This window comes from Dyella koreensis (genome assembly GCF_044904565.1).
Taxonomy (GTDB): Bacteria; Pseudomonadota; Gammaproteobacteria; order Xanthomonadales; family Rhodanobacteraceae; genus Dyella_D; species Dyella_D koreensis.
In genome coordinates, this window is sequence record NZ_JADIKD010000012.1 from 746,900 (window position 1) to 759,358 (window position 12,459).

15 protein-coding genes are annotated in these 12,459 nt (G+C 62.3%); 9 read left to right on the forward strand and 6 right to left on the reverse strand.

Features of this window, described 5'->3' with window-relative positions; all coding sequences use genetic code 11:
* Nucleotides 1-61 precede the first annotated feature (61 nt).
* Both ISS97_RS18215 and ISS97_RS18220 read left to right on the forward strand, forming a co-directional pair.
* A complete protein-coding gene (locus tag ISS97_RS18215; protein ID WP_379983176.1) occupies nt 62-1,069 on the forward strand; it encodes an alpha/beta hydrolase in 1,008 nt (335 codons plus the stop codon).
* Nucleotides 1,070-1,305: 236 nt separating this feature from the next.
* Complete coding sequence (locus ISS97_RS18220; RefSeq protein WP_379983175.1) at nt 1,306-1,533, forward strand: hypothetical protein; 228 nt, start codon at nt 1,306-1,308, stop codon at nt 1,531-1,533.
* A gap of 67 nt (nt 1,534-1,600) precedes the next feature.
* Here the strand turns inward: ISS97_RS18220 and ISS97_RS18225 are convergent, their stop codons facing one another.
* The 5 genes from ISS97_RS18225 to ISS97_RS18245 all read right to left on the reverse strand — a co-directional run bounded on the left by ISS97_RS18225 (nt 1,601) and on the right by ISS97_RS18245 (nt 5,632).
* A complete protein-coding gene (locus ISS97_RS18225) occupies nt 1,601-2,506 on the reverse strand; it encodes a LysR family transcriptional regulator (RefSeq protein ID WP_379983174.1) in 906 nt (301 codons plus the stop codon).
* A 53-nt stretch (nt 2,507-2,559) separates the two neighbouring features.
* The gene (locus tag ISS97_RS18230) at nt 2,560-3,123 is read right to left on the reverse strand and encodes a DUF924 family protein (protein ID WP_379983173.1); all 564 of its coding nucleotides are present in this window, start codon (nt 3,121-3,123) and stop codon (nt 2,560-2,562) included.
* An 11-nt stretch (nt 3,124-3,134) separates the two neighbouring features.
* Entirely contained in the window at nt 3,135-3,404 is a 270-nt protein-coding gene (locus ISS97_RS18235) for a hypothetical protein (protein ID WP_379983172.1), read from the reverse strand.
* 15 nt (nt 3,405-3,419) lie between these two features.
* On the reverse strand, nt 3,420-4,796 hold the full coding sequence (locus tag ISS97_RS18240) for an aldehyde dehydrogenase family protein (protein WP_379983171.1): 1,377 nt from the start codon (nt 4,794-4,796) through the stop codon (nt 3,420-3,422).
* Nucleotides 4,797-4,858: 62 nt separating this feature from the next.
* Entirely contained in the window at nt 4,859-5,632 is a 774-nt protein-coding gene (locus ISS97_RS18245; protein ID WP_379983170.1) for an SDR family oxidoreductase, read from the reverse strand.
* Nucleotides 5,633-5,882: 250 nt separating this feature from the next.
* Here ISS97_RS18245 and ISS97_RS18250 point away from each other — a divergent pair, with 250 nt between their 5' ends.
* Nucleotides 5,883-6,701, forward strand: a complete 819-nt coding sequence (locus ISS97_RS18250; protein ID WP_379983169.1) for a TIGR04325 family methyltransferase — start codon at nt 5,883-5,885, stop codon at nt 6,699-6,701.
* A 1-nt stretch (nt 6,702) separates the two neighbouring features.
* On the opposite strand, the gene ISS97_RS18255 is transcribed toward ISS97_RS18250, so the two are convergent.
* Nucleotides 6,703-7,488: an SDR family NAD(P)-dependent oxidoreductase gene (locus ISS97_RS18255; protein ID WP_379983168.1), complete on the reverse strand. Its 786-nt coding sequence runs from the start codon at nt 7,486-7,488 to the stop codon at nt 6,703-6,705.
* A 307-nt stretch (nt 7,489-7,795) separates the two neighbouring features.
* Between ISS97_RS18255 and ISS97_RS18260 the strand changes: the two genes are divergently transcribed.
* From ISS97_RS18260 to ISS97_RS18285, 6 genes are all read left to right on the forward strand, one after another.
* Nucleotides 7,796-8,107, forward strand: a complete 312-nt coding sequence (locus ISS97_RS18260) for a hypothetical protein (RefSeq protein ID WP_379983167.1) — start codon at nt 7,796-7,798, stop codon at nt 8,105-8,107.
* Between the two features lie 3 nt (nt 8,108-8,110).
* Nucleotides 8,111-8,473, forward strand: a complete 363-nt coding sequence (locus tag ISS97_RS18265; protein ID WP_379983166.1) for a GntR family transcriptional regulator — start codon at nt 8,111-8,113, stop codon at nt 8,471-8,473.
* Nucleotides 8,470-9,327, forward strand: coding sequence for an ABC transporter ATP-binding protein (locus ISS97_RS18270; RefSeq protein ID WP_379983165.1), 858 nt, complete (start codon nt 8,470-8,472; stop codon nt 9,325-9,327). The genes ISS97_RS18265 and ISS97_RS18270 overlap by 4 nt, the downstream gene beginning before the upstream one ends.
* A complete protein-coding gene (locus ISS97_RS18275) occupies nt 9,324-10,292 on the forward strand; it encodes a hypothetical protein (RefSeq protein ID WP_379983164.1) in 969 nt (322 codons plus the stop codon). The genes ISS97_RS18270 and ISS97_RS18275 overlap by 4 nt, the downstream gene beginning before the upstream one ends.
* Before the next feature lie 60 nt (nt 10,293-10,352).
* The gene (locus tag ISS97_RS18280; RefSeq protein ID WP_379983163.1) at nt 10,353-11,036 is read left to right on the forward strand and encodes a YggN family protein; all 684 of its coding nucleotides are present in this window, start codon (nt 10,353-10,355) and stop codon (nt 11,034-11,036) included.
* 157 nt (nt 11,037-11,193) lie between these two features.
* Entirely contained in the window at nt 11,194-12,450 is a 1,257-nt protein-coding gene (locus ISS97_RS18285; protein ID WP_379983162.1) for a serine hydrolase domain-containing protein, read from the forward strand.
* Nucleotides 12,451-12,459 lie beyond the last annotated feature (9 nt).

Here is a 12,459-nt window from a genome sequence, read left to right on the forward strand (position 1 = left end):
CGCGCGACTATTTTGCATATGTCTATCACTCCCGCCACCCCACTCAGGACTCGAGCAGGACGTGGTTACACGTGGCTCAAATTTCGATGAGAATCTCTACTGGAACAGGCTCAGTTCTGAGCGCACATCAACACTCAAAGGGCCGGAGGCCAATTTGCCCAGCTTTCAAGCCCGTGCGCTCGCGGCCATCGTCACGCTGATAAGGGTGCGCCGGATGTGGGATCCGGAGCAGCTTGACGCCACGATCGCCAAGGACCGGCGCAAAGGCGCGGCTCAGCCCGACGGCCTGGAGAAGCGTTTTACCGTGCGCAAGGAAATGATCACGGGCCAAGCCGTCTTCACGGTGACGCCGAAGGGCCGCATGGCGCAGAGGCAGATCCTTTATCTCCACGGGGGCGGCTTCGTGATGTCCATCACCCAGCCCCACTGGGAGTTCGTCGGGAAGATGGCTGATCTTCTGGATGCGACCGTGACGGTTCCCGCCTACCCGCTGGCGCCAGAACACAGCATCGACGACACGCTCGCCATGGTCATGCCGCTCTACGAACGCTTGGTGCGCCAATGTCCAGGTCAGCTAACGGTGATGGGGGACTCCGGTGGCGGCAACCTGGCTCTTGTCGCGGCAATGCAGGCGAGGGATGCGGGCCATCCCCTCCCCAGCCAGATCGTGCTGGTCTCGCCGGGGCTGGATTTCTCGTTCTCCAACCCTGCCCAGGTGGCCATCGACAAGCGTGACCCGATCCTCAGCCTTCGCGGCATGAAGAAGCTCGGACAGATGCACGCCTGCCGCTATGACATCCGCGATCCGAAGATCAGTCCGCTTTTCGGAAACTTGCGCGGCTTGCCGCCGATTGCCGTGCTGACGGGTACCCGCGACATCACAAATCCCGATGCCCACGCCCTGCGCGCCAAGCTCACGGAAGTGGGTGCGCCCCCCTCCTTCTTCGAATATCCCGAGATGATGCATGTGTGGCCTCTGTTCCCGGTACCAGAGGCGGAGCAAGCCCAGCGTCAGATCGCCGACTTCATAAAGCAGCACGACACACCAGCCGCAGCCCCCGCGACCTAACCCATTGTCGCGCTAGCCTGGTGGACTGCCTCGTGGAGAAGTACAGAACCCGGTTCGCCCACGTCTACTTATAGGTGAACCGTCGAGCGATGCGTGGCTCTGGAGCGGATAGGTTCCGCTGTTGACATTGAGTGCCGGCAATTTGGCCGCCCCGCCCCATACACCATTCGGCATGTGTACTCCGCCCGCCCCCCTTGTTCTAATCGGCGACCACCTTCCTGCATGAGGGCCCGGCCATGCAGCTCAAAACACCCATGCACTGCGTCAGCGGAAACTTCCGCCCCAATGGGGATGTTTACGCGAACCTCGAACACGATGCGGCGGCTGCGCACGCGATCCTTGCGGCGCTGGATCGTTCCATCGATATCGGGCTCAGCAGCGACGCCCGAATGATCATCGACGCCTATCGGCGCGCGCTGATCAACAGCGCCAATGACCTGATGTGGAAGTGGGGCTATCAGTAGTAGCCATCGGCTTGTAGGCGGCGTACTTGGACTCGCCGATCAAGCAGACAGCCTCTTGTTGGTCAGCTCAAGATTCCAGATGCGGTCGCATCAAGGCCCCGAACCACTCAATGAATGCATTGAGTCGGTGCGAGCGTTGTCGCCTGTGGGAATAGATCAATGACACCGGCATCGACGCGGCGCGGAACTCTGGCATCACCTCCACCAACCGCCCGGTGTCGAGCAGGTGCTGTACGTCGTAGCGGGGAATCTGGATCAGCCCCAGCCCAGCAAGGCAGCAGGCGATATAGCTCTCTGCATTGTTGACGACGACGCGGCTGGGAATGCCGTCGAGATGTTCGCCATCCTCTGCCATGTATTCCCATGGCAGCTCCCGTCCGCTGGTGGATGAGGCGTAGCCGATGGCGTGATGGCCCTTGGCCAAATCCTTCGGTGTGGCAGGTATGCCGTTGTCGCGGAGGTAGGCCGGGCTGGCGCAATTGATCAGGGCGATACGGCCGAGCGGGTGCACCACCAGCCGGCTGTCATGCAAGGTGCCGATGCGCACGGCACAATCGACGCCCTCCTGCACAAGGTCGATAGCGTGGTCGGTGGAGCCGAGCATCAGTTGCAGGCGCGGGTAGCGGCGCAGCAGCCCGGGCAAGGCCGGCGCAATAAGCCGCCGGGCGATGCGGCTGGGCGCATCCACGTTGAGGCGCCCGACTACCTTGCGCTGATGGGCGAGGAACATCTGTTCGATGTCTTCCGCCTCTGCCAAAAGTTGTCGCGCACGCTCCAACAGCTGTTCGCCATCGGCGGTGACACGTACCTGACGGGTGGTTCGATGCAGCAGCCGCACACCCATGCTCGCCTCCAGTTGCTGGATAGCGGCGGACACCGAGGCGCGCGGCAGTTCCAGCGCGTTGGCGGCGCGGATAAAGCTGCCCATCTCGGCAACCTGGATGAAAAGGCGGTACTGGTCGAGTCGGTCCATGGCTTCTCTTTATACCGTTGCACGCACGAAAGGGTGGTTCGGCATGCATCTGATCATCCCGCAAAACCGCCTTGATCGAGAAAGGCCTGCTCCTCGGGGGTGCTTGTGCGCCCAAGCAGCGGGTTGCGATGGGGAAAGCGGCCGAAGCGCCGGATGATCGCCTGATGACTCTCCGCATGCGCCAGCCATGGTTGCCCCAGCTGCGCATGGAGCGCCACCGAAAGCGCCTGGTCGGCGGCATCTTCCGAGTGCGCAAAAGGCAGGCAGAAAAATAGCCGCAGGTCGGGATCGACGGCGGCTATGTAGTTTCTGGCCTGCGCGGTGCGGGCAAACGCGCGCGCCAGGGTATCGGTCGCGTACATGCGAGCCGTACCGCGAAAGGCATTGCGGGGGAACTGATCGGTCAACAGAAGTAACGCCAATGAGCCAAGGGGCGATACCTGCCAGCCATCCAGCGCACGCGCGGCAGCGGCCTCGTAGGCACTCAGGAAGCGTTCGCGAAATCGCCGGTCAAAGGCCGCGTTCTTCGCGAACCATAGCCCTGCCCCGGCGTTACGCCAGAACGTCACGACATCCGAGGGTGCAACTCGGCAAGCGGCGCCCGCCTCGAACTTCATTGCTGCTGGCATTACGAATGACCAAAGTGCCAGGCCGCCACCGCCGCTACGACGGCAGGGATCGCAAACACGATCAGTAGAACCGGCAGCTCATCACGCACGCTATAACCGGCATGGCTCACACCCACCCAAAGGTTGACGAGGGAAACCACCAGCCACGCGGGCACGAACACCTTGGCGGCCAGCGCCAACGCGGTGGCATCGTTACCCCATAGGCCGCCAAACCATAGAAAGGTTGCCAGCAACAACAGTCCGCCGCTCACCACCATGAGTGTGTGCATACCCGCTAGCTCCGCTCAGGAAAAAACACTCAGGCTCTTGGCGATGTCCTTGCCGGCATACGGCGGAAACACATCGAGCTCGACATCGGGGTTGCCGATCAACATTGCCTTGGTATTGCTCAATGCGTCGAAGCCGGCTTTGCCGTAGTACTTGCCCATGCCGCTGTTACCCACCCCGCCAAACGGCAAGCTGTCGATCCAGCAATGCAGGTTGGTCTGGTTCACGCAGCCGCCACCGAAAGACAGGCTGTGCAGCACATAGTCGATGTGCTCCTGGTTCTTGCTGAAGATATAGGCAGCGAGCGACTTCGGCTTGCGCTTCATGATCTCTACGATTTCGTGCAGGTTGCTGTACGGCATCACCGGCAGCACTGGGCCAAACACTTCCTGTTGCAAGGCCGGATCATCCCAACTGGATGGATAGAGAATGGTCGGCTCGACGTAGCGCGCCTTGATGTCGGAACGCCCGCCCAGCACAACCTTATCCGGCAAGATGTAAGAGGCCACGCGCTCCGCATCATGCTCGCTGATCATGCGCGCGAAATCCGGACTCTGTTGCGGGTCGGTGCCATACATCCGGATCACCGACGCCTTCAACCGCTCAAGAAAGGCTTCCGCCACGCTCTCATGCACATAGACGTAGCCCGGCGCGATGCACCACTGCCCAGAGATGGCGTTGTGCCCCCACGCAATGCGGTCGGCCGCGATGTCCAGATTGGCTGTTTCATCGACGATGGTCGGATTCTGCCCGCCAAGCTCGAGGATCACCGGCGTCAGATGTTCGGCCGCCGCGCGCATCACCACCTTGCCCACCGCCGAACTGCCGGTGAAGAAGATGAAATCGAAGGGCAGCTTCAATAAGTCGGCAATCTCTTCGCGCCCGCCGGTCACCACGGTCACATTTTCTGGCTTGAAGTACTGCGGCACATATTTCTGGAACAGCGCCGCGGTGGCTGGCGTGGTATTCGCCGGCTTCAGGATCACCGTATTGCCCGCCGCCAGCGCAGCGATAGCGGGATCCAGCAACAGCAGGATCGGTGCATTGAATGGGCCGATCACCAGCGTGACGCCATACGGCTCCTTCAGGATCACGCCGCGATGGCCGGTTTCTTCCAGGCCTTTGGGAATCGGCACGAACTGTGGCGCCATCAACTCCCGCAGGTTGTCGCGGTAGTACTTGATGACACCGGTCGGCACCGTGATCTCGAACAGCTGCTCGAACACCGGCTTGCCAAAGTCCTGGTAGAGCGCCGCGCAGAATTCGTCCCGATGCTCCTGCAGCATGCGCTCCATGGCATCGAGCTGTTCGATGCGCCATTCGTAGGACTTGGTGATGTCGCTGCGAAAGTGCGATTGCTGCGCATCGAAGATCGGCTGGAATCGATTGTCCATGACGGCGTGCTCCGCGGAGGGGAGCGCGGCCCCGAATTGGCGGCCGCCTCCGTAACAAGTCATTACTTGGTGGTGTAGCCGCCGTTGATAAGGATGGTCTGGCCGGTGATCCACCAGCCGTCGCTCACCAGATGACGAATGAATGGCACCACATCCTGGATATCGGTCAGGCCAGTCTTGCTGAAGGGCGAAAGCGCGGCGGCCGTCTTGTGATAAGCCACGGCATCCGCACCCTCGGCCGGATAGAAAAATGGCGTATCCATCGGCCCCGGCCCCACGGCCGTTACGGAAATACCGCGTGCGCCAAACTCTTTGGCGGCCGCGCGGGTGAAGTGCTCCACCGGCGCCTTGGTGCCGGCGTAGGCAGCATAGAACGGCGTAAACGCGCCAAGCAGCGAGGTCACCAGGGTCACAACCTTGCCGTTGTCGTTGACGTGCTTGCCAGCCTCACGCAGAAAGAAGAACGCGGATTTGGCATTCACCGCCGTCATCTCGTCGTATTCCGCTTCGCTGATTTCCGTAAACGGCTTCTTGAGCACCTTGCCGACGGTATTGATGGCAATGTCCGGCCGGCCTACGGCTGCGATGGCATCCGCGAACAGTTTCTCGACCGCGCCTGCGGTGGTCAGGTTGGCCTGCAACGCCACTGCCTTGGCGCCCGCGGCCTGGATCGCGGCCACCGTGGCATCGGCGTCCGCCTTGCTGCCCGCGCTGTTGTAGTGGACAACCACGGCCTTGGCGCCCTGCTGCGCCAGATCGCGAGCGATCAGCCCGCCAAGATTCTTGGCGCCACCGGCGATGAGTACGGTTTTACCCTTGATCGAATGGTCTGCCATGACAGTCTCCTCGTATGCGTGTGGCGAAGACTCGAGTTTAGGCAGCCGCTCCCACGTGATCAGCCGCGCCGGGCTGGATGGACTATCCAGAAAAACAGCGCAATCCCCGGCCGCATGCATCGGCTCCGCACACGAAGGCCATCAGGCCTATGCCACCTGGTCAGCCCACGCCCGCCAAGTGTCGGATGGCGCCGTGCATGGTCGTGCCGTAGTAAATGCCCCATACCCGAAGCGAAACAGGGCTATGGACATGCAATCGACCATGCGCGCTGTGCGCGAACACGTATCCACGCTGCCCGGTGTGCGGCACTACCTCGATGCCAGTTACCGGCGGCGCTTCTTCGCGCACACCTCGCTGACGCACAACATGTATCGCGGCGTGTACCCGAGCTTTGCGGAGGCGTTGTCCAGCGTGCCGGCCAGCCGTGCCTCCGGCTACGACAATCCGTCCTCGGCCGAGCTGTATCGGGAACGCACTCGCCGCGTCTACATCAACGACTATCCCGTGATGTTGTGGCTGTCGAAACTGTTTGAGGATGGCAGCACGTCGGTGTTCGATCTTGGCGGCCATATCGGCATCGCCTACTACGCCTATCAACGGTTTCTGCGTTACCCGCCAGGCCTGCGCTGGCTGGTGCACGATGTTCCCGCCGTCACCGCCGCAGGCGCCGCGTGGGCGGAAACCAATGACGAACACCGCCGCCTCGGCTTTACCGATCGCCATGAAGACGCCAGCGGCACCGATATCCTGTTCGCCGCCGGCTCACTGCAATACCTCGACTACACGCTGGCGGAGTTCCTCGGCAAATTGCCGCGCCCGCCGAAACACCTGTTGCTGAACTCCGTGCCGATCCATGTCAGCGCTTCGTACTTCACTGTGCAGAACATGGGCACCGCCTGCTGCCCGTATCGCATCACAGCCGAGCGTGAGTTCATCCACGGCCTGAAGGCATTGGGTTATACGCTCAAGGATCGCTGGGAGAATCAGCAACGGAGCTGCATGATCCCGTTCTACCCGGATCACTCGCTCGACCGCTATTTCGGCTTCTGCTTCAGCCGCGACGGGTGACTCAGATCACCGACGTCTTGCCGCCATCCATCGGAATCACCGCGCCAGTAACGTAACTGGCCAGCGTTGAAGCGAGGAACAGCGCCACGTTGGCGACCTCCTCCGGCTCCGCGACACGCCCCATGGGTATGCCTGCGATCTGTTCGGACAACAGCGCTTCCGCCGAACGGCCGCTGGCGCGCGCAGACGCCTGCAGCCCCTCCTGCATGCGCCCCGTACGAGTCACGCCAGGATTGATCACGTTCACCCGCACGCCTTTATCGGCATACGCCGTGGCATAACCGACCGACGCCAGCATCAGCGCCGCATTGGCCGCGCCGCCGCCGATATGCATGGGATTGGCCTGGCGTCCGCCCTGCCCGACCACATTGACGATGGCGCCTTTGCCACGCGCCGCCATGCGACGGATCACCGGATCGATCGCATGCATGTAGGTGAAGTACTTAGCCTGCATCGCGGCGTGCAGTGCCTGCGTATCCAGCTCGGTCGGCGGTGTCCGCCGCGCGGCACCGGCGCAATTCACCAACACCTCGATCGGGCCGTGATCGTCTTCAATGCGCTCCATCACCATCTGCGCCGCCACGCTGTCGCTCAGGTCCGCCGGCTCCACATGGATATGCAGACCCAGCGCCTGCAGCTCGTGTTTAGCCGTATGCAGATGCTCGGGCGAGCGCGAAATACCGATTACGATCGCCCCTTCGCGGGCGAAGGCCGCCGCGCAGGCCAGGCCGATGCCTTTGCTGGCGCCGGTGATCACCACGACACGACCGGTCAGGCCGAGATCCATGCAGTCACTCCTTGTGAGTCGAACGACATTATTGAAACAGAAGCCGCGCCTTGCGGCCGTGACGACGTGATGCCTGTCATGCACGACAGCTGATGAGCGGCCCTGCCGGCCACTAAACCCCTGGCGCAGGATGCGCATCCAAGGCAAGACCGCCCGAGGCAATGCCGCCCGGGCCGTCTTGCCAGGCCCGCCGCCGTATAGGCCATCAGTCATGTTGCGAATTTCAAGGTCGCCTATTGACGGGCTCAAACATGGTGTTATAGTTCACTACAACACCGGTCCACGAGGTCACTAAAGGAGACCCGCCATGAAAGCGCCGAACCTGCTCGCACTGTCTGCTGCCGCGCTGTTCACCACTGCCGGCCTGCTCGCCATCAACTCCAACGTCAAGGCCGTCCCCGTCGGCGAAATCAACGGGGCGAAGGTCATCAACCTGGCCCCGGTCGAAGTCCGGCCCACCGCCGAGGACCTGCGCGCCGCCGCCCTGCTGGCCGATACCAGCATCGCCAGCTTCGCGGTTTCCGCCGCCGCCGAGAGCCGCGCCAGCCTGCTCGGGGCACAGCTAGCCATGCCCTACTATTCGTTTGGCACCACGCTCGGCCGTATCAGCAAGGAATAACGTATGACCATTACCTGGAACGACAGCGTCCCGATCTACCGCCAACTGCGCGAACGCGTCGTGGCGATGATCCTGGACGGCGCCTTGAACGAGGGCGACCCGCTGCCGTCAGTACGCCAGGTTGCTGCGGATTTCCAAATCAATCCGCTCACCGTGTCTAAGGCGTACCAGGAACTGGTCGACGACCAACTAGTGGAAAAAAGGAGGGGGTTGGGCATGTTTGTTATCGATGGAGCCCGCGAGGCGTTGCTCAAATCCGAGCGCGAGCGCTTTCTGCGCGAGGAATGGCCGGCCCTGTTCGCCCGCCTGCAACGCCTCGGCCTGGATCTGAAGACCCTGATGCGCGAGACGGAGAATCAGTCATGAACGCCGTCGTCACGGCCAGTGGCTTGAGCAAGCGCTACAAGAACACCACCGCTCTGGATCACGTCAATTTTCAGATCGAGTCCGGCCGCATCGTGGGCCTGATCGGCCCGAATGGTGCCGGCAAGACCACCGCACTGAAGGCGATCCTCGGCCTCACCGATTTCCAGGGCCATCTGAGCGTGCTCGGCTTCGACCCGCACACGCAGCGCGACAAGCTGATGGAGCAGGTCTGCTTTATCGCCGATGTCGCCGTGCTGCCGCGCTGGATCCGTGTGCATGAAGCGGTCGATTTCGTCGCCAATGTGCACCCGCGCTTCAACCGCGCCAAATGCGAAGCCTTCCTGGCGCGCACCAAGCTCACGTCCAACCAGCGCGTGAAGCAGATGTCCAAGGGCATGATCGTGCAGTTGCACCTGGCCCTGGTGATGGCTATCGACGCCCGCCTGCTGGTACTGGACGAACCCACGCTCGGCCTGGACATCCTCTATCGCAAGCAGTTCTACCAGAGCCTGCTGGAGGATTACTTCGACGAGAGCAAGACCATCATCGTCACCACTCACCAGGTGGAAGAGATCGAACACATCCTCACCGATCTGATGTTCATCCGTGACGGCAAGATTGTGCTGGACTCCGACATGGATGCGGTCGGCGAGCGCTTCATCGAAGTGATGGTCGGCGCCGACAAGGCCGACACCGCACGCCAGATGAAGCCGCTGGATGAGCGCCAGGTATTCGGCAAGAGCATCTTCCTGTTCGACGGCGCTGACCGCGCGACGCTGGAAGCGATGGGCGAAGTACGCCGCCCCTCGATCGGCGATCTGTTCGTCGCCACCATGAAAGGGACCTACGCATGAAAACCTTCTACTGGCTCGTCAAACGCGAGTTCTGGGAAAACCGAGGCGGGTTTCTGTGGGCGCCGGTGGTCACCGGCGTAGTGTTTCTGGTGCTCAACATCATGGCCATTATCGCGGCCGAGGTGGTCGGGGCCCGTCACGGCTTCAATATCGGCGGCAATAACCTGCAGGAGCTCATCGCCAAGGCGGATGCGGGCGACATGCAACAGATCGGCGCGGGTCTGGATATCGTCATGATCTCCGCGATGGGACTGATCAGTTTCGTCACCGGTATCGTGGTGCTGTTCTATTGCCTGGGTGCGCTCTACGACGACCGCCGCGACCGCAGTGTGCTGTTCTGGAAATCGCTGCCCATTTCCAACACCAGCACGGTCTTGTCAAAAGTCGTGAGCGCCGTTGTCCTGGCTCCAGTGATTGCGGTTGTCGTAGGCATCGTTATCGGTCTGGTGCACTTGGTGATCGTCACGCTGGTGCTATCACTGCACGGCGTCAACGTATGGCAGCTGCTCACCCTCGCCCACCCGTTCCGCGCCGTCGGCTCGTTGCTCAGCTCGATTCCGCTCTATGCCTTGTGGGCCGCGCCGGCTGTCGGCTGGCTGATGCTCTGCTCGGCCTGGGCACGCAGCAAGCCCTTCCTGTGGGCCGTGGCGATGCCGGTGGTCGCAGGCCTGATGGTGACCTGGTTCGGCATCATGGGGGTGTTCAATCTTCCTGCGCAGTGGTTCTGGGTCAACATCGTCGCCCGACTGTTGTTCAGTGTGTTCCCTGGTACGCAGCTGGTAGCTAACCCCCACGCCTACACGGCATCGATCGATCTGGGTGATGCGCACAACCCGCTGGCGTTGCTCTCCCCTCTGCATACCTACACAGCGCTGGCTTCGCCCGACCTGTGGATCGGCGTGGCAGCCGGAGCAGCGCTGATCGCAGGAGCCATCTGGTTCCGCCGGGTACGCGACGACAGTTGATCAGGGTTCGCTTCGTAGCAGCCACGACCATCTCATCCAGCATTGACAGGGAGGCATTCCATGAAGCACCGCTCAATCACCTTCGGCCTGATGGCTGCGGCTCTCAGCCTTTCGCTGACCGCTTGCGGCCAGCCCAGCCACACCGACGCCGCAGCCGACACCGGAGCCACTAGCGGCGCGGCCGACGCGATGAAGGAAGTACAGCAGCAGACCTCGCCGTCGGTCATCGGCGCTGAGGTGCAAAAGGGTATCGCCCAGGCCAAACGCGAGCTGGTCACCAAGGACATCGACGTCAACAGCGTGCATATCGACAACGACCATCATCGCGATACCAGCCATCTGCCCAAGGCGGTCATCACGCCGCAGAACGACCTGGTGATCGCCGGCAAGACGGTGCCGGCCACACCCGAGCAACACACGCTTTTGGCGGACTACCGCCAGCACATCATCAGCATCGCCGAAGCCGGCATGGATATCGGCGCCAGCGGCGCCAACCTCGGCATGACCGCCGCCAAGGAAGCGATCTGGGGAGCACTCAGCGGCCAGAGCGACAAGGAAGTCGAGGCGCGTATCAAGCCGCAGACCGCACAGATCAAGGCCGCTGCCCTGAAGCTGTGCAAGCGCATGCCCGACCTGCTCACCTCGCAGCAGAAGCTCGCCGCGGCGATGCCGGAGTTCCACCCCTACGCCACCATGACGCAGCAGGACGTCGACGACTGCGGCAAAGACGTCGACAAGGATTGAGCAAGGACCCGGCCGGCAAGCCGCGGCGACCTTGCCGGCCAGTAACACTCCCGTTGTGCCAGCCGGCGTCTCCGCACGGAAGCGGGACGCCGGCGTGGCTTTGTTCGATGACGGAGTGTCATTTCGCTAGCCGCCCACCATGCACCTAGGGGGTTCCATGGGTTCGTCCGGTAGGTTTTCGTCCGTTTGCAAACTGCTGCTGAGTAGCTGCCTGCTCATCGCCACTGCTCATGCCGAAGAGGCGACTCCCGCCCGATTGCGTGGAGAAGCGCTGGACAAGGAAGTCGCCCGCCTGATGCAGGCCGCGCACGTGCCAGGCCTGGCCCTGGCGGTGATCGAGGACGGCAAGATCGTCCACCTGCGCGCCTACGGTCAGCGCGATGTGGAAAAGCAGCTGCCACTTACTGTCGACACCGTGATGTACGCCGCCTCGATCACCAAGGCCGCGTTCGCCTACGCCACCCTCAGCCTGGTCGACCAGGGCAAGCTGGATCTCGATACGTCGATCGCCAAGCTGTTGCCCAAACCGCTCCCCGACTACGACAAGTACGCCGACCTCGCCGACGACCCGCGCTGGCGGCTGATCACGCCACGCATGCTGCTGAGCCATAGCGCCGGATTCGCCAATTTCCGCTACTTCCCGCCCGACGGCAGCGGCTACGACCCGAATGGCAAGCTGAAGATCTATGCGGCACCCGGCAGCCGCTTCGCTTATTCCGGCGAGGGCATCAACCTGATGCAGTTCGTGCTCGAGAACGGCCGGGACGTTGACGTGGCCACACTGATGCAGAAGCAGCTGTTCGACCGCTTCGGCATGCGCCGCACCAGCATGATCTGGCGCGAGGATTTCGCCGACAACCTCGCCATCGGCTATGACGAGAACGGCAAGGCACTGGGCCACAAGCAACGCGGCTCGGTGCGTGCCGCTGGCTCGATGGATACTACCGTCGCCGATTACGCCCAGTTGCTTGCCGGCATGGTGCGTGGCGACGGACTCGGCGCCAAAGCGCATGCGATGTGGCTGACGCCCGTGCAGCGCATCCGCTCGGTGCAGCAGTTCCCCACCTTGGATACGGCCACCACCACCGACAACGATGGCATCAAGCTGTCCTACGCTCTCGGCGTGGCGGTGTACCAATCGCCGCAAGGGCCGGCCTGGTTCAAGACCGGCCACGACGACGGCACCAACAATCTTGCCCTGTGCCTGGAGAAGTCTCGCGATTGCGTATTGATCATGAGCAACAGCTCGAACGGTGAAAGCATCTACCGATACCTGGTCGACGCGACGTTAGGCCCGACGTGCTATCCGTGGTTCTGGGAAAACGACATTCCCTACGATCATCCGGAGTGGCGCGCGCCCGAGGCGCGCAAACTACCGCATCCGCCCTGCGCACCCGTGCGCCATGCCTCATGAACACCGACA